Source organism: Actinobacillus genomosp. 2 (genome assembly GCF_029773605.1).
Classification (GTDB): Bacteria; Pseudomonadota; Gammaproteobacteria; order Enterobacterales; family Pasteurellaceae; genus Actinobacillus.
The window spans coordinates 1,345,557-1,365,071 of record NZ_CP103807.1 but is presented as its reverse complement, the minus strand read 5'-3'; the positions used below and the strand labels follow the sequence as shown (position 1 = coordinate 1,365,071).

At 41.7% G+C, this 19,515-nt stretch carries 22 protein-coding genes; 18 read left to right on the top strand and 4 right to left on the bottom strand.

What is annotated here, in order from left to right; genetic code table 11:
* The first annotated feature begins 204 nt into the window (after positions 1–204).
* Genes rpsP through rplS form a run of 4 tightly spaced genes read left to right on the top strand, consistent with a single transcriptional unit; the run spans position 205 to position 2,202 of the window.
* Positions 205–453, top strand: a complete 249-nt coding sequence (gene rpsP / locus NYR60_RS06805; protein WP_005625134.1) for a 30S ribosomal protein S16 — start codon at positions 205–207, stop codon at positions 451–453.
* 33 nt (positions 454–486) lie between these two features.
* Entirely contained in the window at positions 487–1,014 is a 528-nt protein-coding gene (gene rimM / locus NYR60_RS06800) for a ribosome maturation factor RimM (protein ID WP_279466333.1), read from the top strand.
* 56 nt (positions 1,015–1,070) lie between these two features.
* Entirely contained in the window at positions 1,071–1,826 is a 756-nt protein-coding gene (gene trmD, locus NYR60_RS06795) for a tRNA (guanosine(37)-N1)-methyltransferase TrmD (RefSeq protein WP_279466331.1), read from the top strand.
* 25 nt (positions 1,827–1,851) lie between these two features.
* Positions 1,852–2,202, top strand: a complete 351-nt coding sequence (gene rplS / locus NYR60_RS06790) for a 50S ribosomal protein L19 (RefSeq protein ID WP_111748911.1) — start codon at positions 1,852–1,854, stop codon at positions 2,200–2,202.
* Positions 2,203–2,389: 187 nt separating this feature from the next.
* Here the strand turns inward: rplS and NYR60_RS06785 are convergent, their stop codons facing one another.
* Positions 2,390–3,583, bottom strand: a complete 1,194-nt coding sequence (locus NYR60_RS06785) for a cupin domain-containing protein (RefSeq protein ID WP_279466327.1) — start codon at positions 3,581–3,583, stop codon at positions 2,390–2,392.
* Positions 3,584–3,798: 215 nt separating this feature from the next.
* On the opposite strand from NYR60_RS06785, the gene NYR60_RS06780 reads away from it, so the two are divergent.
* Genes NYR60_RS06780 through NYR60_RS06755 form a run of 6 tightly spaced genes read left to right on the top strand, consistent with a single transcriptional unit; the run spans position 3,799 to position 9,200 of the window.
* Positions 3,799–4,914: an ABC transporter substrate-binding protein gene (locus NYR60_RS06780; protein ID WP_279466326.1), complete on the top strand. Its 1,116-nt coding sequence runs from the start codon at positions 3,799–3,801 to the stop codon at positions 4,912–4,914.
* A 2-nt stretch (positions 4,915–4,916) separates the two neighbouring features.
* Positions 4,917–5,954 carry a FecCD family ABC transporter permease gene (locus NYR60_RS06775; RefSeq protein ID WP_279466325.1) on the top strand — a complete coding sequence of 346 codons (1,038 nt, stop codon included), beginning with the start codon at positions 4,917–4,919 and terminating at the stop codon, positions 5,952–5,954.
* 15 nt (positions 5,955–5,969) lie between these two features.
* Positions 5,970–6,737 carry an ABC transporter ATP-binding protein gene (locus tag NYR60_RS06770; RefSeq protein WP_279466324.1) on the top strand — a complete coding sequence of 256 codons (768 nt, stop codon included), beginning with the start codon at positions 5,970–5,972 and terminating at the stop codon, positions 6,735–6,737.
* 9 nt (positions 6,738–6,746) lie between these two features.
* Positions 6,747–7,178 (top strand): pseudoazurin, encoded by a 432-nt coding sequence (locus NYR60_RS06765; protein ID WP_279466323.1) that lies wholly within the window; start codon positions 6,747–6,749, stop codon positions 7,176–7,178.
* 8 nt (positions 7,179–7,186) lie between these two features.
* Complete coding sequence (locus tag NYR60_RS06760) at positions 7,187–8,293, top strand: ABC transporter substrate-binding protein (RefSeq protein WP_279466322.1); 1,107 nt, start codon at positions 7,187–7,189, stop codon at positions 8,291–8,293.
* A 55-nt stretch (positions 8,294–8,348) separates the two neighbouring features.
* On the top strand, positions 8,349–9,200 hold the full coding sequence (locus NYR60_RS06755; RefSeq protein WP_279466321.1) for an ATP-grasp domain-containing protein: 852 nt from the start codon (positions 8,349–8,351) through the stop codon (positions 9,198–9,200).
* A 42-nt stretch (positions 9,201–9,242) separates the two neighbouring features.
* Here NYR60_RS06755 and torD read toward each other — a convergent pair whose 3' ends face one another.
* From torD to NYR60_RS06740, 3 genes are read right to left on the bottom strand one after another with little or no spacing between them, the layout of a single operon-like run.
* A complete protein-coding gene (gene torD, locus NYR60_RS06750) occupies positions 9,243–9,842 on the bottom strand; it encodes a molecular chaperone TorD (RefSeq protein WP_279466319.1) in 600 nt (199 codons plus the stop codon).
* On the bottom strand, positions 9,842–12,325 hold the full coding sequence (torA, locus tag NYR60_RS06745) for a trimethylamine-N-oxide reductase TorA (protein ID WP_279466317.1): 2,484 nt from the start codon (positions 12,323–12,325) through the stop codon (positions 9,842–9,844). The genes torD and torA overlap by 1 nt, the downstream gene beginning before the upstream one ends.
* A gap of 9 nt (positions 12,326–12,334) precedes the next feature.
* Positions 12,335–12,955, bottom strand: a complete 621-nt coding sequence (locus tag NYR60_RS06740; protein ID WP_279466316.1) for a pentahemic C cytochrome — start codon at positions 12,953–12,955, stop codon at positions 12,335–12,337.
* A gap of 191 nt (positions 12,956–13,146) precedes the next feature.
* Here NYR60_RS06740 and glyQ point away from each other — a divergent pair, with 191 nt between their 5' ends.
* From glyQ to NYR60_RS06700, 8 genes are all read left to right on the top strand, one after another.
* The gene (gene glyQ / locus NYR60_RS06735; RefSeq protein WP_275218268.1) at positions 13,147–14,055 is read left to right on the top strand and encodes a glycine--tRNA ligase subunit alpha; all 909 of its coding nucleotides are present in this window, start codon (positions 13,147–13,149) and stop codon (positions 14,053–14,055) included.
* Between the two features lie 71 nt (positions 14,056–14,126).
* Positions 14,127–14,738, top strand: a complete 612-nt coding sequence (locus tag NYR60_RS06730) for a DUF1349 domain-containing protein (protein ID WP_279466314.1) — start codon at positions 14,127–14,129, stop codon at positions 14,736–14,738.
* A 23-nt stretch (positions 14,739–14,761) separates the two neighbouring features.
* On the top strand, positions 14,762–15,787 hold the full coding sequence (locus tag NYR60_RS06725) for a PDDEXK nuclease domain-containing protein (protein ID WP_279466312.1): 1,026 nt from the start codon (positions 14,762–14,764) through the stop codon (positions 15,785–15,787).
* Complete coding sequence (locus NYR60_RS06720) at positions 15,763–16,134, top strand: endonuclease domain-containing protein (protein WP_279466310.1); 372 nt, start codon at positions 15,763–15,765, stop codon at positions 16,132–16,134. Before NYR60_RS06725 ends, NYR60_RS06720 begins: the two co-directional genes overlap by 25 nt.
* 341 nt (positions 16,135–16,475) lie before the next feature.
* The gene (locus NYR60_RS06715; RefSeq protein ID WP_279466307.1) at positions 16,476–16,685 is read left to right on the top strand and encodes a hypothetical protein; all 210 of its coding nucleotides are present in this window, start codon (positions 16,476–16,478) and stop codon (positions 16,683–16,685) included.
* Positions 16,663–17,013: a hypothetical protein gene (locus NYR60_RS06710; RefSeq protein ID WP_279466305.1), complete on the top strand. Its 351-nt coding sequence runs from the start codon at positions 16,663–16,665 to the stop codon at positions 17,011–17,013. The genes NYR60_RS06715 and NYR60_RS06710 overlap by 23 nt, the downstream gene beginning before the upstream one ends.
* 3 nt (positions 17,014–17,016) lie before the next feature.
* On the top strand, positions 17,017–19,086 hold the full coding sequence (gene glyS / locus NYR60_RS06705) for a glycine--tRNA ligase subunit beta (RefSeq protein ID WP_279466304.1): 2,070 nt from the start codon (positions 17,017–17,019) through the stop codon (positions 19,084–19,086).
* Positions 19,087–19,148: 62 nt separating this feature from the next.
* Positions 19,149–19,436, top strand: a complete 288-nt coding sequence (locus NYR60_RS06700; protein WP_279445432.1) for a DUF5377 family protein — start codon at positions 19,149–19,151, stop codon at positions 19,434–19,436.
* Positions 19,437–19,515: the final 79 nt, after the last annotated feature.

The following is a 19,515-nucleotide window of genomic DNA, read 5'->3' as shown; positions in this document are numbered from 1 at the left end:
GGGCTTTTCTTTTTTACCAAGAATAATCTGAGTAGTTTCTTTGTTATATTTGAATGATTACAGAGAAGATCTTTTCTTGTAATTTCGCTAAAAATCAGTATAATCTATCCGCTTTTTCTATCTTTTTTAGATAGTTAAAGTATATCAGTACCCTCACCTCGAACGAGGGTTTTATTTTTACTATCAACATTTTAGAGGAAGGTTATGGTAACCATTCGTTTAACTCGTGGCGGAGCTAAAAAACGCCCATTCTATCAAATCGTGGTAGCTGACAGCCGTTCACCACGTGACGGTCGTTTCATCGAGCGTATCGGTTTCTTCAATCCATTAGCGGCTGGTCAAGCTGAACGTTTACGTTTAGATGTGGCTAAAGTTGATGCTTGGGTTGCTAAAGGTGCTGAGCTTTCAGATCGTGTTGCATCTTTAGTGAAAGAAGCTCGTAAAGCGGCTTAATTTATTAAAAATTTTGCAAAGTAGGTGAGTAGCATGAGCGAACAAAAAATCGAAGTTGTCGGAAAACTGGGGGCAACCTATGGGATTCGTGGCTGGTTACGCCTCTATTCATCAACTGAAGAAACTGAAAGCATTTTCGATTATCAGCCTTGGTTCTTAAAAATTAAGGGGCAATGGCAGCCAATCGAATTAGAAAGTTGGCGTTACCACAGCAATGATTTGATTGTGAAATTAAAAGGTACCGACGATCGTGAAAGCGCGCAGTTACTAACGAATGCCGAAATCGGTGTGGATTTATCTGTGTTTCCTGAATTGGAAGAAGGGAATTATTACTGGCACGATTTAATCGGCTGCCAAGTGGTAAATCTCGAAGGCTATACTATGGGCGTTGTGACTGAATTAATGGAAACAGGTTCAAATGATGTATTGGTTGTACGTGCTAACAGTAAAGATGCTTTCGGTAAGCAAGAACGATTAATTCCGTTCTTATATGAACAAGTAGTTAAAAGAGTAGATCTCGCCACCAAAACAATTATGGTGGATTGGGACGCTGGTTTCTAACCTCAGGTATGCGGTGCGCTTTGGCTTTAAGTAGTAAGGACATTTGAGGATAAATTATGTGGATTGGTATCATTTCACTGTTCCCTGAAATGTTTAAAGCAATTACCGATTTTGGGGTAACAGGACGTGCGGTAAAACAAAAACTTCTGCAACTTCAATGTTGGAATCCTCGTGATTTCACTTTTGATAAACATAAAACGGTTGATGATCGTCCTTATGGCGGTGGACCAGGGATGTTAATGATGGTGCAGCCTTTGCGTGATGCAATTCATGCGGCAAAGGAAGCAGCAAAAGCAGAAGACGGTGTAGAGGCAAAAGTTATTTATCTCTCACCACAAGGGCGTAAGTTGGATCAACAAGGTGTGAAAATACTGGCTTCAAATCAGAAACTAATTTTAATTTGTGGACGATATGAAGGGGTTGATGAACGATTGATTCAAACGGAAGTTGATGAAGAATGGTCAATCGGTGATTATGTGCTTACAGGGGGCGAATTGCCTGCAATGACGTTAATTGACGCTGTTGCAAGATTTGTACCCGGAGTGTTAGGCAAACAGGCCTCTGCAGATGAAGATTCATTTGCGACAGGTTTATTGGATTGTCCACATTATACTCGTCCGGAAATGTTAGACAGTATTCCTGTTCCTGAAGTGCTGATGTCGGGTCACCACGAAAATATTCGTACATGGCGATTAGAACAATCGCTTGAACGTACGTGGTTAAGACGCCCTGAGCTATTGGATGGCCTAGCTCTGACTGACGAACAACGCGTGTTGTTAGCTAAAATTAAGAAACAACACAAAATCAGTTAATTCTAGGATTTAGAAGGTTTTTAAAATGAGTAACATCATCAAACAAATCGAACAAGAACAGTTAAAACAAAACGTACCTAGCTTTCGTCCAGGTGACACATTAGAAGTTAAGGTATGGGTAGTAGAAGGTAGTAAAAAACGTTTGCAAGCGTTCGAAGGCGTGGTTATTGCAATTCGTAACCGTGGCTTGCACTCTGCATTCACTCTACGTAAAGTATCAAACGGCGTAGGTGTTGAACGTGTATTCCAAACTCACTCACCAGTAATTGACAGCATTTCTGTTAAACGTAAAGGTGCGGTACGTAAAGCTAAACTTTACTACTTACGTGAGCGTTCAGGTAAATCTGCACGTATCAAAGAGCGTCTTGGCGAATAATTCGTACACGCTTAATGTGAAACATGAAAAGGCTTGGGGGAACCCAAGCCTTTCTTTTATGTATGTAATATAACAAGCGACCTAATTTTAGCTAATCTGTTGTAAAAGTTTGTAGAAATCAGATCGCTTGTAAAAATAAAGGCAGGTACTTACCTGCCTTTACGGATTACCAAATAAAATGAATGAACTATTCCGATTCTTCTAAAATAACCCAGCCGTTATCTAACCAATCACATAGGGTGTCTAGTAATAACTCAAGTTCTTCTTGATCTTTAACCTTAGAGGCTAATTTATTCCAAGAAATTGCATCACCGTTAGCAATACGAATTAACAAGTTTTGTTCTGCTTCATTTAGCTCATCAATCCACTCACCATTTACATAGATGCGTTGTGGATTTTCGGTATAAAGGATTTTGACATTCGCATCTTGTTGAATCCAACCACCTTCTTCTAAAACTTCTTGGACTTCATCCGGATAGTATTCATTATCCGTTTGTAGCAAATCATAACGACGAGAACTTACCGCAGTCGCAACGCTGTGAGTAAAGATTTCATCAAATTGATCAGAGTTTTGTAATAAGTCGATTAATTGATGTTTAAGCACTTTTACCATTTTCGGATCAAGTAATGCATTCGGTTGTTCATGTGGTGCAAGACGGAACGGGATATTAAATTCTGAGCTGGTAATCACTTCCGAATGATGTTCTAAGGTTTTGCAGAAATTTTCGAGTAAATCGGCTGCATTCGGATAACGTAAGCCGAATGAGAAAGTGAGTCCGTCTGTTTCCGATACACCATAGTGAGCCATACGAGAAGGAACATAAAGTACATCGCCCGGATTCATTACTTCATCCAATACTAATTCACCCATATCATCAAAAATACGGATCGGCTGATTCGGTTTAAATTCTGTAGAAGGATCACACCATTTGCCAAGCTGCCAGCGGCGTTGTCCGTAACCTTGTACGAGGAATACATCGTATTCGTCATAATGCTTACCGACTGTACCATCTTTAGGCGAACAAGAAACCATAATATCATCACGTTGCCATTGTGGTAAGAATCCAAATGCTTGCCACAATGCTCCCAGTTCCGGTGACCATTGTTCCAAGTTTTGTACCATTACAGAGAATTGAGCCGGCAGATTTTGTAAATCACTTTCCGTAAATGGACTGGTTTTAACCGACCATTGCTCATTTTCACATTTGATTAAGCGAGCAGTGATTTCCTCTTCTAGTGCTAGCTCCATAATATCTTCTGGCTCGAATAAACTGACAATTTGTGGTAAGCCGTTACGGATTAACAGCGGTCGTTTTTGCCAATAATCTCGCAAAAAAGTTTCCGGGCTAATATTTTCAGGTAAGCAGAATGGAATGTTCATAGATGCTCCTCATGTATTTTCTCTTTGATTAAAACTATTCTACCTGATAACTGTTGGAATATCTTGTGTTATATCTGCTTATTCGTTAGGAAAATGTTTCTCTTTTGTGATAAAGATCACAAAACTTGACAGAAAACAATTAATAATGATTTGTATTTGCTTAAAATAGGTTAGAATTAATAAAGAATATAGTTTAAGTTTTAAGGTATGTGTTTATGTTAAGAACAATGAAATTAACAGTCGCTACATTAGCAACATTATTTGCATTATCCGGTTTCGCTAATGCTAAACCAACGGAAATTACCGACGTACTTGAGCGTAAAGTGACAGTTGATCTGCCAGCGAAAAGAGTTGTCTTGGCGTTTAACTATCAAGATTATATGGCTGTTGGCGGTGAAAAAGCGTTAGATAATGTGGTGGGCTTTTCTAAAGCGGTTTGGTCTGATTGGGCACCGGCAAGTTGGGCGGAATTTAGTAAAGCAGTACCAAAATTAAATCAATTGGAAGATATTGGTGAAGTAGAAGTCGGGACTTTCTCAATCGAGAAAATTTTAGCACTTAAACCGGATTTCGTACTGATGGCGGATTGGCAATTTAAAGCGTTAGATTCCGATTTAGAACCGTTAGAAACAGCCGGGATTCCGGTCGTGGTAGTGGATTATTTAGCGCAAACGGTCGATAAACACGTTAAATCCACCGAGATTATCGGTCAATTAACCGGACAAGAAGCTAAAGCAAAACAGTTAAATAACGAATACAAAGCGATTGTGAAAGAGATTCAAGATCGTGTTGCGAAGGCAAATTTACCGAAACCGAAAGTGTATGTGGAGTTTGGCAATAAAGGACCTGCGGAGCATAGTTTTACCTTCGGTAAAAGTATGTGGGGGGCGATGATTGACTTAGTCGGTGCAGAAAATATTGCTAAAAATGCGGTGGAATTTTATAGCCCGATCAATCCTGAATTGGTAGTTGCAGCTAAACCGGATGTGGTCATTATTTCCGGACGCGAAACCGAGTTGAAGAAAAATCCCGAAGCAATGGTAGCCGGCTTTAATATTGATAAACAAGAAGCGCAAAAACGCTTAGCTGGTTTTGCTAAACGCCCGGGTTGGTCTGAATTACCGGCAATTAAAAACCATCGCTTATACGGTGTGTATCATGCCAATTCTCGTACGCTTTCCGATAGTGCTTCAATTCAATTTGTGGCGAAAGCGATTTATCCGGAACTATTCAAAGATTTAGACCCGACTAAAACTTATCAAGAGTTTTACCGTAAAAACTTACCTCTCGTGCCGCAAGGGACTTTCTACCTCTATCCAGAGAGTAAATAGTCATGAGTCAGACAACGATTGAAAACATCGTTCAAAACCAACGCAAGCTGGTACGCAAGCGTTGGCTTATCGTTCTTATTTTTCTTGCGATTAGCCTAATCAGTTTAGTATTCGATATTGTAACGGGCCCTTCGATGTTACCGATTGATGAAGTAGTCAGAGCATTGTTACGTGTTGAGGATGTTGAAACAACGACAAATGTCATTGTTTACGATTTACGTTTACCCATGGCATTAATGGCGTTAGTCGTTGGGGCGGCATTAGGTGTTGGCGGTGCAGAGATTCAAACCTTACTGAATAACCCAATGGCAAGCCCTTATACCTTAGGTTTAGCGGCAGCGGCAGGTTTAGGTGCTTCAACGGTTATTGCATTTGGTGGTTTCGGTTTGCCTTCGGCATTTGCCGTGCCATTAGGTGCTTTTGTGATGACGATGCTAGCATCCGGTATTTTGTTTGTGTTTGCTTCAATGCGTCGTTTTAGTTCAGCGATGTTGGTGTTAGTCGGTATTGCGTTATTGTTTTTATTTCAATCACTACTGTCGTTGATTCAATTTATTGCGGCTCCGGAAATTTCCCAACAAATTTTGTTCTGGTTATTCGGCAGTTTAACTAAAGCGACTTGGGAAAATCTCTCGATTGCAACTGTGGTTACGATTGTGTGCGTTAGCTTACTTGCAAAAGATTTATGGAAATTGACCGCTTTACGCTTGGGTGAAGCTCGTGCGTTGAGCTTAGGCATTAATTTACAACATCTACGCTTAAAAACGCTCGTCTTAGTAGCAATTATGACCGCTACTGCGATTAGTTTTGTTGGGATTATCGGTTTTATTGGCTTGGTTGCACCGCACGTGGCACGTATGTTATTGGGCGAAGACCAACGCTTTTTTCTACCCGGTGCAATGTTAATCGGTGCGGCATTTTTATCGGTTGCGTCAGTATTGTCAAAGGTAATTATCCCTGGTGCATTATTTCCGGTGGGGATTATTACCTCGTTTGTCGGCGTACCTTTCTTCTTTTGGATTGTACTTACAAAGAGATAACAGGCGGTAGAATTTATGTTAAAACTTGCAAATGTTCATATTAAACGAGGTTCTCTCGTTATCGCTGATCAATTAGATTTATCGCTTGAAAAAGGTAAAGTCTATACGGTATTAGGTCCAAATGGTGCAGGTAAGTCTTCGTTATTAAAAACGATTTTCGGTGAAATCGGCTGTAAAGGGCAAATTCATTATGCTGATCAAACGCTGAATAAGCGAGCTATTTCAACATGGCGTAAACGTATCGGCTATATGCCGCAAGATACGCAAGTTGATGCTTCGTTGACCGCATTGGAAGTAATTTTACTTGGTAGAATGGATTCGCTTAATATGCGTGTTAGTGATGAATTGTTAACAGAAGTTGCCACCATTATGCAGAAACTCGGTATTGCACATCTTGCTCATCAAGATGTGATGCAATTAAGTGGCGGACAACGACAAATGGTGATGTTTGCTCAAGTATTATTACGCCAGCCGGAAATCTTATTATTAGATGAACCGGTTAGTGCGTTGGATATGCACCACCAGATCAATTTATTGGAACACGTCTGCCAATATACACAACAAAATAATTTGATTACAGTTATGGTGTTACATGATCTTAGCCTTGCGGCTCAATTTTCTGATCATATTGTGTTATTAGGAAACGGCAAATTACAAGGATTTGGTGAGGCTAAACAAGTATTACAAGCTGATCTTATTCGTCAGCTATATAATGTTGAGATTGAAATTTTATATGATAGTACCGGACAACCCGTCATTCGTCCGTTACGTCAATTACATTAGGAGCAGAATATGAAAAAAGTATTATTAGCGACCTTGCTCGCTTTTTCAGGTAGTGTTTTAGCCGCAAATCACGAAGTTCAAATGTTAGATAACGGTAAAGACGGCGGTATGGTGTTTGAACCGGGCTTTTTAAAAGCGGAAGTCGGTGATACGGTGACTTTCGTGCCGACGAATAAAGGGCATTGGGTTCAGAGTAAAGCGGTACCGGAAGGGGCTGAGAAATTCCTCTCGAAAGAAGATGAACAATTTAGCTTAACGCTTACTCATGAGGGGGTTTACGTATATGTTTGCCCTCCACATCGTATGATGAATATGAGCGGTATTATCCAAGTAGGCAAACCGACCAATTTAGAAAATGCAACCAAAGAAGTTGAGAAAATTGAAAAGCGTACCACAGAGCATAAAGGCCGTTTATTTGAATATCTTGATCAAGTGAAATAAGGATGACAATGAAAAAGCAGTATTTTAAACATCTTATTGCTAGCACATTACTATTTGCCGGCGTTTCAGCACAAGCGGAAGTAAAAGTGTTACAAGACGTATTGGATCGCCAAGTGAAAGTTGATGTACCGGCGAAACGTATCGTGCTTGGTTTTTATTATCCTGATTATATTGCCGCAACCGGTTCGGAGAATTTTAAAAATGTTGTCGGCATTTCACGTGAGTTTTGGGAAAAATTTAATCCTGGTAGTTGGGCATTGTTTAGTAAAGCGTTACCGAATTTAGCGGAAATGGCGGATATCGGTAATATCAATACCGGAACGTTCTCGTTGGAAAAAACCTTAGCGTTAAAACCGGACGTATTGGTGTTAGCTGATTGGCAATATCAAACGATTGCCGCTGATATTCCTCGTATCGAACAAGCCGGTATTCCGATTGTTGTGGTGGATTTTAATGCACAAACCGTAGAGAAACACACGAAAAGTATCCAACTTTTCGGGCAACTAGCCGGTACGGAAACACGTGCAAATCAGATCGCCAACGAATATGAACAAGGTATCAAAGAGATTCAAAAACGTGTCGCGACAAGCGGTCAAAAGCCACCGAAAATTTACGTTGAATTTGGTAACAAAGGTCCAGCGGAATATAGCTTCACTTTCGGTAAAAATATGTGGGGAGCGATTGCGAATACGGTCGGAGGCGATAATATTGCCGCACCGTTTATTGAAAACTGGGGACCGATTAATCCGGAACAATTCTTATCGTCTAATCCGGAAGTAGTAATTATTTCCGGTACGGAAATGGGTACTGATAAAAATGCCGAAATTATGGCGATGGGGATTAATATCAGTGAAGCGGATGCACAAAAACGCCTTGCCGGTTTTACTCAGCGTGCCGGTTGGTCGAACGTACCGGCGGTGAAAAAAGGCAATGTGTACGGTATTTATCACACCGCATCTCGTTCTATTACCGACTTAGCTAGTGCGCAATTTATGGCGAAAACGCTTTATCCGGAACAGTTTAAAGATATTGATCCGGAGAAAACCTATTTGGATTTTCACCGTCAATATTTGCCGATTGTACCGCAAGGCACATTTTTTATTAAGTTAAAATAACCCATCAATTTAGTGGCAAGCGGGCTTTGGCTCACTTGCCTTTTTTGAGTCGATTATGTCACATTCGATAGCCATTACTACCTGCCAAACTTACCCTAATCTTCCTGATAATTTACAACCACTGGTTCGCTTACTACAGGCTAACGGACTGCAAGTCAAAGTGGATTGTTGGCAAAATCAGCCGCAAGCCGATGTTATCTTACCGCTTTGCGCGTGGGATTACGCCCAACAGCCGGAACGCTTCCGCGAATGGCTGCAACAAGCGGTCGAATTCGGGCAAAAATTTGCAAATTCCGTTCGGTTAATGGATTGGAATATGCACAAAAGCTATTTACTGGATTTACAACAAATGGGTGTAGATGTGATTCCAAGCCAACTATTATTGGCGGATCTCGCCCAAATTCAGACCGCTTGTCAGCCATACCACCAAAACGGACAAGCTGTGGTGATCAAACCGGCGATCGGGCAGAGTGGTAATGCGGTCATCAAATGGCAAGCGGATCAACCGATCCCGGATTTTAGCCCCTATTTAGGACAACAAATCGTGTTACAACCCTATATTAAGGAAGTGGCGGAGTATGGCGAAACCAGTTTGATTTTCTTTGCCGGTGAGTTTAGTCATGCGGTAAGACGCCAACCGCCGAAAGGCGAATGGCGGGCAAATTCAGCTTATGGCGTAGCAATCTTACCGACAATCCCTCCACAAAATATTATTCGACAAGCACGAGATGTTTTGATGAGATTGCCTGAAATGCCAAGCTATGCACGGGTGGATGGCACGATTATTGGTGATCGATTTTTGCTGAATGAATTGGAATTGATCGAGCCGGCATTGTACCTGCATACGGATCCGCAAGCGGTGACACGATTTGCACAGGTACTTATGCAAAAAATAATAGAAATTTGACCGCTTAACGGATGCTAAATTAGCGTCCGTTAAGCTTTATGGTTAAGCAATATCTTGTTGTAGAAAAACAAGTAACAAATTACTAATTATTTGATAAAACGCGGTACTACTCTGAATTTGGGCGGTTTTCTCCGCCCATTGCGGTAGCCAGCTGAGTAATTGTTGTCGGATAAATTGTTGCTGAATTTGGCTAGGCTGTTCCGTTTCAATCAGTTTTATCAACACTTCTAAATAAATGCAGAGGTGATCGCTCGGTTCATTATGTAACCGATTGATTTTAAGCTGAAATTTCGTTAGCCATTGATCCATTACTGCAAGATTTGTGCTGAGATCTCGTGCATCTAAATAGTAAGAGGCGTAAGGCAACGCACTTAATTTGCCCTCCAATAAAAAGCATTGCGCAAAATCCGCCGCCAGTTCTAAGTTAGGTGAATCGTAAGCGGTCAATTTTGCCAATTCATTTTGCAAGTCGGCAACCTGTGGCTGAAAGCCAAGCTCGGCAAGAAATGCAAAAAATGAGGCAAATTGACCCGCTTGTAATGCCTGTAACTGCAGTTCCGATAGTTCTTTGGCGAGTAACGAATGGAACCAACGGTAACAGAATAGTCGTTCTTCCGAACTGAGTAATTGCGAGTGTGCCATTAACGAGCTACCTCTGTCGGGCCGCTGAAACCGTTCGCTGCCGGTGCATCGCCTTGCCATTTTTCCACATTCACTAAACAGGTACTGACAGAAGTCGCTTGCGATAAACTTGAAGCACCAATATCGAGTGTTAGCGTATTCGGGCAGCCGTAAGTATCAATTGCACCCACACTTTCATCAAGCGGTGAGAACCAAGCTCCTTCTTGTAAACGCACGACACCGCTTGGGAAGTTATCGGATAACACCGCACCCACTAACACTTGCCCACGTTCGTTATAGACACGCACTAAATCGCCGTCTTTAATGCCTAACTTTTCTGCGTCTTGCGGGTTCATATAAAACGGTTCTCGTCCTTGCACACTGTAGGTTTCACGTAACGATTTGGCTTCACACAGTTGTGAATGTAAGCGTTTATCCGGATGTACGGATTGTAGCCAGAACGGATATTTATCCGATTTCGGCCCACCGTGCGAACGTTCCGCTTTTTCAAACCACATCGGGTGGCCTTTACAGTCGGCATAACCGAAACTCGCTATTTTACGGCTAAAGATTTCGATAAAGCCGGAAGGTGTGCCGAGTGCGTGTAATTCCGGATCTTCACGGAAATCTGCGTGACGTACCCAAGGTTTGCCTTCAGGGAATAGCACATAGCCTTTTTGCCAAAATTCAGCGAAAGACGGCATCTCAAACTTACCACGGTTTTCATTGCGACAGTCTTTGTATAAACGTTCTAACCACGCCATTTCGTCCATACCACGGCAATATTCTTTTTCTTTACCGAATCGGCGGCATAAGTCTTTGAAAATTTCAAAATCAGGGCGGGATTCATATAACGGCTCAACCAATTTTTGCATGGCCAAAACGCCTCGGTTGCTATAAGAACCGTAGGCATCAATATCGTTACGTTCAAACGGCGTACAAGCCGGTAGAACAATATCGGAGAAACGACAGGTTGCGGTCCAGCTATAGTTAATCGACACCACGGTTTCCAATTTTTGGAAGGCGCGTTTCATCTTATTTAAATCGGACTGGCGGCTCCATTGGTTACAACCGGAGAAAATCGCCATTTTATATGGTGCATAGGTAATTTTTCTGCCGTTGTAATCAATGGTTTCGCCGGAGTGAAGTAAAGAATCGGTAGTACGAGCGACCGGAATCACCTCACTATAACCTTGGTAATCTTTATTGGTATATTTAGCGGTTTGTCCTTCGTCTAAATTAGACGGGAAGGAACCCGGCATTGCCGCGCCGGAACTGGATACACCGATAGAACTGTAATGGTGTGCATAACTGATACCACCGCCGGCAAGCCCGATTTGTCCGAGCATTGCGGCTAAAACCGCACCCATCCAATAAGGCTGTTCGCCGTGTTGTTGGCGCTGAATCGCCCAACCGAAAATCAACTGGGTACGTTTGCCGGCTAACATACGGGCAAATTTGCGGATTTCTTCCGCTTCAATACCGCAAATCGGTGCCGCCCATTCGGCAGTTTTCTCAATTTTATCTTCGGTTTCGCCGAGTAAGTAAGGCACAAATTGTTCAAAACCGAGTGTATACATATCAATAAACGCTTTATCGTATAAATTCTCACGATATAAGGTGTGAGCAATAGCCAACATAAACGGCACGTCCGCTTGCGGATTGATATAAAGCTGTTTACAACCAAGGAAGTTTTGCGTTTTGCTTTTCACCGGATCAATGCTAATCACATTGATTTTTTGTTCCGCCACTTTCTGTTCAAGCTGTTCTAAATAGCCGTAAGATTCGTGCGTTTCGCAGTTCCAGCCGACTTGTAAGTTTTTGACCGGATCGCTTGCCCAGAAAATTAAATTCTCGGTTTCTTTAAGAATGACTTCCCATGATGTCCCTTGTGAATACACTTCGGTTGAACCTAACACATAAGGCAAAATGGTTTGCCCCGCACCGGTGGAGTAATCACCGACCGTGCCAACACTCGAGCCGTGCATCGCAATGGCACGGATCATATGGTTACCGCAACTATGGAATTGACCGGAAGAACGCCAGCCGACATTGGCGGTATGTAATGCCCAAGGGCCGTAATTTTGCTGAATACGCTCAAGTTCTTCATAGAACAGGTCAAGCGCTTCGTCCCAACTGACACGTACAAAACGGTTATCGCCACGTTGTGTTCTGTTGCTGTTGTGACGGTTTTTGAGCCAATCCAAGCGCACCATTGGATAACGAATACGTGCTTCGCCGTACACCAAGTCTTTGATGCCGTTAATCATTTCGGTCGGGTGTTTATCCAGCTCGAACGGCTTAATTTCGGCAATGCGACCGTTTTCAATTTTAGCTCGCACCGCGCCCCATTGCGCACCGGTAATTTTCCAGCCGTTTTCGACCGCTTGTGAAGCCTCGGCATTTGCTCTCGGCACAAGGAAATTCGGCATCGCCATAGAAGCCGCCATCAGCGACATATTTTTTAAAAATTGACGGCGTGAAGTTGAAAGTGATGATGACATACAAACTCCTTATTTAGCGGCTTTCGGTTGGCTGTCTGAAGCGTGCATTTGCAAATAACGTAGCACTTGTTTACGGGTAGGTTCGTCCATATCGGTAAAGCCAACCATACCGTTAAATACGGCAACCCATTCATTCGCATCGTGCATTTTGGTATCACGTTGTTTGTGGCAAACACTACATTCGGTCTTAAAGGTTTGCTCCGCATTCGCCCAAAAATCAGTCAGGCTATCAGTGAATTTAGAATTTTTTACCCACGCTTGTAATTTGACTTTCTGCCACACTAAACCGGTAAGCGGATCTTCTTTCTTCTCAAGCACTTCAAACGTCGGATTATTTTGCATAAAGTTTTTATCCATTACTGCATCGGTAATTTGTTTGGAAAATTGGTTATACCAAATACGCCCGAAACCTTTAGTTTTACGCCACATTTCCAACTCAATTTGTGAAGCATCTTGTTTGGATTGCAACAGTTTAATTGGCACACCAGCTTCAATTTGTCCAATGGATTGCTTAAGTGATTCGTCAGCGAAAAGAGCTAATTCGGAGGGAGTGTAAGCGGTTGAATTTTGGGCGAAACTTGCAGAACAGAATGTCAGCAAACTTATACCAAGCAGCCAAACGGATTTCATAGCATACCTCATAGAAGAATGTTCAATTATTCGACCAGTTTAGCAAAAATAGGGCAAAAACTATATTGATATAAGTCATAAAATAATAACTATTCTTATTCGGAAAGAAATTTGCAAAAAATTTCCAAAATTAGACCGCTTACAGGCTATAATAACCAGTATTTTTGAACGAATTTTTTAGGAATAGCAAAATGACAACAAAATTTAATGTAAAAACATTCCAAGGTATGATTTTAGCCCTACAAGATTACTGGGCAAACGTAGGTTGCACTATTGTTCAGCCGTTTGATATGGAAGTGGGCGCAGGTACTTCTCATCCGATGACCGCACTTCGTGCCTTAGGCCCTGAGCCAATGGCATTCGCTTACGTTCAACCTTCACGCCGCCCGACTGACGGTCGCTATGGCGAAAACCCAAACCGTTTACAACACTACTACCAATTCCAAGTGGTGATCAAACCGTCTCCGGATAACATTCAAGAACTCTATTTAGGCTCACTTAAAATGTTAGGTTTCGACCCGACTCAACACGATATTCGTTTCGTGGAAGACAACTGGGAAAACCCAACGTTAGGTGCGTGGGGCTTAGGCTGGGAAGTGTGGCTAAACGGTATGGAAGTGACCCAATTCACTTACTTCCAACAAGTGGGTGGTTTAGAGTGTAAACCGGTCACTGGCGAAGTTACCTACGGTTTAGAGCGTTTAGCGATGTATATTCAAGGCGTGGACAGCGTGTACGACTTAGTATGGTCAGACGGTCCACTTGGAAAAACTACTTACGGCGACGTGTTCCACCAAAACGAAGTAGAGCAATCAACCTACAACTTTGAATATGCAGACGTGGATTTCTTATTCAAAGCGTTTGAACAATACGAAAAAGAAGCAACCGAATTATTAGCATTAGAAAAACCGTTACCATTACCGGCTTACGAACGCATTTTAAAAGCGGCACACAGCTTCAATATGCTAGACGCTCGCAAAGCGATTTCCGTAACCGAACGCCAACGCTACATCTTACGCATTCGCACCTTAACTAAAGGCGTGGCAGAAGCGTATTACGCAAGCCGTGAAGTTCTTGGTTTCCCGGGGTGTAAAAAATAATGTAGGGTGCGTTGCTAACGCACCGTTACAAGCGGTGAAATTTCTCGGAGATTTTGCAAATGAGCCCCAAAATGCAATTTAAGAATAGTCGATTTAAGTGGTGGAATGAACCGAAATCTTATTTCATTACCGAAGAAAAAATCGAAATCACCACCGAACCGCATACTGATTTGTGGCAGAAAACGTACTATCATTTCAAAAATGATAATGCCCCAATGCTACAAATCGACACGGAAGAGCAATACTTTTCCTTTGTGGTAAAAACCGATTTTTCAGGTAGCCAACACCGTTTCGACCAATGCGGTGTGGTAATGTATCTCAACAGCGAAAATTGGCTCAAAGCCTCGGTGGAATATGAAAATGGCGATTTTCAGCATTTAGGTTCGGTGGTAACCAATCAAGGTTATTCCGATTGGGCAACTACCGAAATTCCCGCAAGTGTAAAAACAATGTGGTATCGTCTTAGCCGTAGGGGACAAGATTTTCGTATTGAATGTTCGCTAGACGGCGTGAATTTCAGCCAAATGCGAATTTGCCATATGGCAAACGCCACAGGGAAAATCCACTTCGGTGTTTATGCCTGTAGTCCTGAAGATTCCTCATTTAAAGCGGTGTTTACCGATTTAAAAATAACTGCTTGTGAGTGGCAAGCCCACGTGGGGCAATTGCCTGATGATGATTAAGTGGAAGTGTGTGGAGCAAACGAATGAGTAAGCAAATCACAGCGAATGACAACTTAATTCAAAACATTGCCCAAATTATCGAACAAACCAAAAGCCAAGTTCGCCAAACAGTTAATACAGCAATGGTTCAGAGTTATTGGGAAATTGGGCGATTATTGGTGGAAGATGAACAGCAAGGCGAAGAGCGTGCGAAGTACGGCAAAGCAATTTTGCAGAATGTTTCAGAACGTTTAACCGCAATGTATGGTAAAGGGTTTGATGTAAGAAACTTGCGTTATATGCGTTCATTTTATTTGGCATTCCCAATTCGGAACACACTGTGTTCCGAATTAAGTTGGTCTCATTATCGCCGTCTTGTACAGATTGAAAATCAATCTGCTCGTGATTGGTATTTAAAAGAAGCTATCAGCCAAAATTGGTCAGTAAGAGCCTTAGATCGCCAAATTTCTGTTTTGTACTACGAACGTTTATTGGCAAGCCAAAACAAGGCTTTGGTAGTACAAGAAGCGAGCGAGAAAACTGAACCGCTAAAAGAAACAATCCAAGATTATTTGCGAGATCCATACATTTTAGATTTCTTGAATTTACAGGATAAAACCTACCAAGAAACTGATGTAGAACAAGCAATAATCAGTAATCTTCAACAGTTTTTGCTGGAACTTGGTAAAGGGTTTGCCTTTGTTGAACGTCAAAAACGCTTGCGGTTTGATGATGAAGATTTTTATATCGACTTGGTGTTTTACAACTTTAAGCTCAAATGCTTTCTGTTGATTGACCTGAAAATCGGCAAGCTCAAACATCAAGACATTGGGCAAATGGATACTTACGTTCGCCTATATGATGAACAATTTAAAGGCGACGATGATAACCCAACCATTGGTTTAGTGCTGTGTAGCGAACAAAGCGAAGCTGTTGCAAAATACTCGGTATTAGCCGATCGTAAACAGATTTTTAGTGCTAAATATTTGCCTTATTTACCGACAGAGTTAGAGTTGAAAGAGCAGGTGGAAAGGGCGAGAGATTTATGCAACCCTACTCAAAATCGCTAAAAACACTTTCACAAAAATTGCGTTCCGATCAAACGGACGCAGAGCGGAAATTATGGCAACGGATAAACCGAGATCAGCTTTTGGGCTTTCGTTTTAATCGCCAGAAGCCGTTGCTCAATTACATTGTGGATTTTTACTGCCCAAAAGCGAAGTTGATTATTGAACTAGACGGCAGTCAGCATTATGAAGCTGATTATCAGGAAAAAGACCGCTTGCGTGATGCGGAGTTAAATTCGCTCGGTTTTACCGTAATGCGGTTTAGTAATGATGAAGTATATTTTGAAATTGAATCGGTGGTGGAGCAGATTTATTTGTTTTTGGAGAATGTGAAGACAAATCTCCCCTAGTCCCTCTTTGCTAAAGAGGAGGGATCGGATCTCCAAGAATTTTTAGGTTTGCGTCCTTAATCGATGATTGAAAGTTTGAAATATAAGCGGTGGGGATTTGTAGATTTTTTGCAAATTTGAGATCGCACAAATCTCCCCTAGCCCCTCTTTACTAAAGAGGGGGATCGGATCTCCCAAAATGTTGAGATTTATGTTCTTCATCAACAATAGAAATTTTAAAATGTAGATTAGTCCACAAAACTTAATTTCTGCACAAACCCAGTTCCCCTCTTTAGCAAAGAGGGGAAGGGGAGATTTGGCAGAGGTAAAAACGGAGTAAGATATTAATTGGAGCTAATAATATGGAATTTATTGTAACTTTTTCATTCGAGAATCCATTTACTAAAGAATTAGAAACATCAAAAATAGATGTATGTTCTGATGATATACATTCTGTAAATTTAGATGCAGACAAAATAATTTCAGAATATCTTAGACATAAGTATTCTATGAATATTCCATATCAAAAAATAATGTATACGGGTATAGATGATGTTAAAACTTTTCCGTAGTTTTTTTTACTTAATTTTATTCTCTTTTTCTAATCAATCGTATGCAGATAAATACTATGATGAAATATATACATCCGATACGGTTGTTATTGCGGAAAGGCATAATAAAACAATATGGCACTCTCTTGAAAACTACAACTTTAGATATTGGAAAGATGATGATGAGATAATCGTGATTGATTTTTATGAAAATGGCAAAAGATTAGCAAAAATTATCAATTTAAGACTTAACGAATATATTTATGCCAAAGAAGATAAATATTGTTTACTTGAATATGATGAAAATTCTGTGCCATTTATTGAATGTTATACCCCTTATGGATCATAAACAATGACAACACAAAACTTCCTCGCCGAGATCGGCACTGAAGAGTTGCCACCGAAGGCACTCAAAAAATTAGCGACCGCATTTGCGGAGAATGTAGAAAACGAATTAAACCAAGCGGGTTTATCATTCGAGAAAGTGGAATGGTTTGCTGCACCACGCCGTTTGGCGGTGAAGGTGTTAGGTTTGGCAACGGCTCAACCAAGCAAAGAGATTGAAAAACGTGGTCCTGCGGTATCGGCAGCGTTTGACGCAGACGGAAAACCGACCAAAGCGGCAGAAGGCTGGGCGAGAGGCTGTGGCATTTCTGTGGAACAGGCGGAACGTTTGGCGACCGACAAAGGCGAATGGTTAGTTCACCGTGCGGTGATTGAAGGTCAGCCGACTAAAAATTTATTGGTGGATATTATCTCTCGTTCTTTAGCGAATTTACCGATTCCCAAAATGATGCGTTGGGGCGATAAAACTGAACAATTTGTGCGTCCTGTGCATACGGTTACTTTATTCTTTGGTGGTGAGCTAATCGAAGGCGAAATTTTAGGTGTGAAAATCGCTAACGTGGTACGTGGACACCGTTTCTTAGGCGAGCGCGAATTTACTATTTCACACGCAGACGAATACCTTACGGCATTACGTGAAAAAGGTATGGTAGTTGCCGACTTCAACGAGCGTAAGGCGTTGATTCTTGCAAAATCGCAAGAAAAAGCGACCGCTTTAGGTGGCGTAGCAGACATCGAAGAAGACTTATTAGATGAAGTGACTTCACTCGTTGAGTTCCCGAACGTATTAACCGCAAAATTTGAAGAGCGTTTCCTTGCTGTGCCTGCGGAAGCATTGGTTTACACAATGAAAGGCGACCAAAAATACTTCCCGATCTACGATAAAGATGGCAAATTATTACCGCACTTTATCTTTGTTTCAAACATCAACCCAGAAGATCCAACTGCGATTATCGAAGGTAATGAAAAAGTGGTTCGTCCACGTTTAACCGATGCGGAATTCTTCTTCAAAACCGACTTAAAACAGCGTTTGGAAGACCGCTTGCCACGCCTTGAAACCGTGTTGTTCCAACAACAATTAGGCACATTGCGTGACAAAACCGCTCGTATCGAAGCCTTAGCGGGCGAAATCGCAGCACAAATCGGTGCGGATAAAGCGAAAGCCGAGCGTGCGGGCTTACTTTCTAAATGTGACTTAATGACCAATATGGTGTTTGAGTTTACCGACACACAAGGTGTGATGGGTATGCACTACGCACGCCACGATGGTGAGGACGAAGAAGTCGCAGTAGCGTTAAACGAACAATATATGCCACGTTTTGCTGGCGATGAATTACCGAAATCGTTGGTGGCTTGCTCAGTGGCGTTGGCGGACAAATTTGATACACTCACAGGGATTTTCGGTATCGGTCAAGCACCGAAAGGCAGTGCTGACCCATTCGCACTACGTCGTGCGGCATTAGGCTCGCTCCGTATTATCGTAGAGAAAAACTTACCGCTTGATTTAGAAGATTTAGTACGTAAATCAGCAGCATTGTTTGGCGATAAATTAACAAACGCAAATGTGGTTGATGACGTGGTCGACTTTATGCTCGGTCGTTTCCGTGCGTGGTATCAAGACGAAGGTATTGCGGTGGACGTTATCCAAGCGGTATTAGCTCGCCGTCCAACTCGCCCAGCGGACTTTGATGCTCGTGTGCGTGCGGTGTCGCATTTCCGTACTTTAGACTCTGCGGAAGCGTTAGCAGCAGCGAATAAACGTGTAAGCAATATTTTAGCGAAAGTGGAAGGTGAAATTTCAACAGAAATTGATCGTTCATTATTAGTTGAAGCGGAAGAAAAAGCCCTTGCAGAACAAGTAATTAGCTTACAAACGGAACTTGCACCGAAATTTGCAAACGGTGAATACCAAACAGCGTTGGATCGTTTAGCAAGCTTACGTGAAACAGTGGATAATTTCTTTGAGAAAGTAATGGTTAATGCAGAAGAGGAAAATCTTCGCCGTAACCGCCAAGCGATTTTAAATAATTTACGTAACTTATTCTTACAAGTAGCGGATATTTCCGTTTTACAATAATTAAAATCCCCCCAATCCCCCTCTTTGCCAAGAGGGGGTATTTTTATAAGAGGAAAAGCACAATGTCAAAAACCGAAGTTTTATTTAGTAATCATTGGAATGTCCGTGTGAGCGATCCGGGCGAAGAGGGTAATGTAAACCATTTCTTTGAAACGGTGTTTATTACCTTAGAAGCGAAAATTGGTGATTCACAAGTGCAATACGAATTTACTCGTAAAGTGGAAGATGATGTCAAAATTCAACGTAGCTTTACCGATGTAAACGAACTTTTTGAATTTTTAGGCGATTATTTAAGCCCTGTGGCATTAGGCAATGTCGGTGTGCGTATCGGTCAACTGAATCTAGCTTAATACATAGAAGCGGTTGTTTTTGCGAAGCATTTTGCAAATTTGACCGCTTGTTTTTCTTACCTATTAAATGCCTTTCCAC

Coding starts and splice junctions, on each gene's coding strand:
- rpsP (WP_005625134.1), top strand. CDS start 205: ATGGTAACCATTCGTTTAACTCGTGGCGGAGCTAAAAAACGCCCATTC.
- rimM (WP_279466333.1), top strand. CDS start 487: ATGAGCGAACAAAAAATCGAAGTTGTCGGAAAACTGGGGGCAACCTAT.
- trmD (WP_279466331.1), top strand. CDS start 1,071: ATGTGGATTGGTATCATTTCACTGTTCCCTGAAATGTTTAAAGCAATT.
- rplS (WP_111748911.1), top strand. CDS start 1,852: ATGAGTAACATCATCAAACAAATCGAACAAGAACAGTTAAAACAAAAC.
- NYR60_RS06785 (WP_279466327.1), bottom strand. CDS start 3,583: ATGAACATTCCATTCTGCTTACCTGAAAATATTAGCCCGGAAACTTTT.
- NYR60_RS06780 (WP_279466326.1), top strand. CDS start 3,799: ATGTTAAGAACAATGAAATTAACAGTCGCTACATTAGCAACATTATTT.
- NYR60_RS06775 (WP_279466325.1), top strand. CDS start 4,917: ATGAGTCAGACAACGATTGAAAACATCGTTCAAAACCAACGCAAGCTG.
- NYR60_RS06770 (WP_279466324.1), top strand. CDS start 5,970: ATGTTAAAACTTGCAAATGTTCATATTAAACGAGGTTCTCTCGTTATC.
- NYR60_RS06765 (WP_279466323.1), top strand. CDS start 6,747: ATGAAAAAAGTATTATTAGCGACCTTGCTCGCTTTTTCAGGTAGTGTT.
- NYR60_RS06760 (WP_279466322.1), top strand. CDS start 7,187: ATGAAAAAGCAGTATTTTAAACATCTTATTGCTAGCACATTACTATTT.
- NYR60_RS06755 (WP_279466321.1), top strand. CDS start 8,349: ATGTCACATTCGATAGCCATTACTACCTGCCAAACTTACCCTAATCTT.
- torD (WP_279466319.1), bottom strand. CDS start 9,842: ATGGCACACTCGCAATTACTCAGTTCGGAAGAACGACTATTCTGTTAC.
- torA (WP_279466317.1), bottom strand. CDS start 12,325: ATGTCATCATCACTTTCAACTTCACGCCGTCAATTTTTAAAAAATATG.
- NYR60_RS06740 (WP_279466316.1), bottom strand. CDS start 12,955: ATGAAATCCGTTTGGCTGCTTGGTATAAGTTTGCTGACATTCTGTTCT.
- glyQ (WP_275218268.1), top strand. CDS start 13,147: ATGACAACAAAATTTAATGTAAAAACATTCCAAGGTATGATTTTAGCC.
- NYR60_RS06730 (WP_279466314.1), top strand. CDS start 14,127: ATGCAATTTAAGAATAGTCGATTTAAGTGGTGGAATGAACCGAAATCT.
- NYR60_RS06725 (WP_279466312.1), top strand. CDS start 14,762: ATGAGTAAGCAAATCACAGCGAATGACAACTTAATTCAAAACATTGCC.
- NYR60_RS06720 (WP_279466310.1), top strand. CDS start 15,763: ATGCAACCCTACTCAAAATCGCTAAAAACACTTTCACAAAAATTGCGT.
- NYR60_RS06715 (WP_279466307.1), top strand. CDS start 16,476: ATGGAATTTATTGTAACTTTTTCATTCGAGAATCCATTTACTAAAGAA.
- NYR60_RS06710 (WP_279466305.1), top strand. CDS start 16,663: ATGATGTTAAAACTTTTCCGTAGTTTTTTTTACTTAATTTTATTCTCT.
- glyS (WP_279466304.1), top strand. CDS start 17,017: ATGACAACACAAAACTTCCTCGCCGAGATCGGCACTGAAGAGTTGCCA.
- NYR60_RS06700 (WP_279445432.1), top strand. CDS start 19,149: ATGTCAAAAACCGAAGTTTTATTTAGTAATCATTGGAATGTCCGTGTG.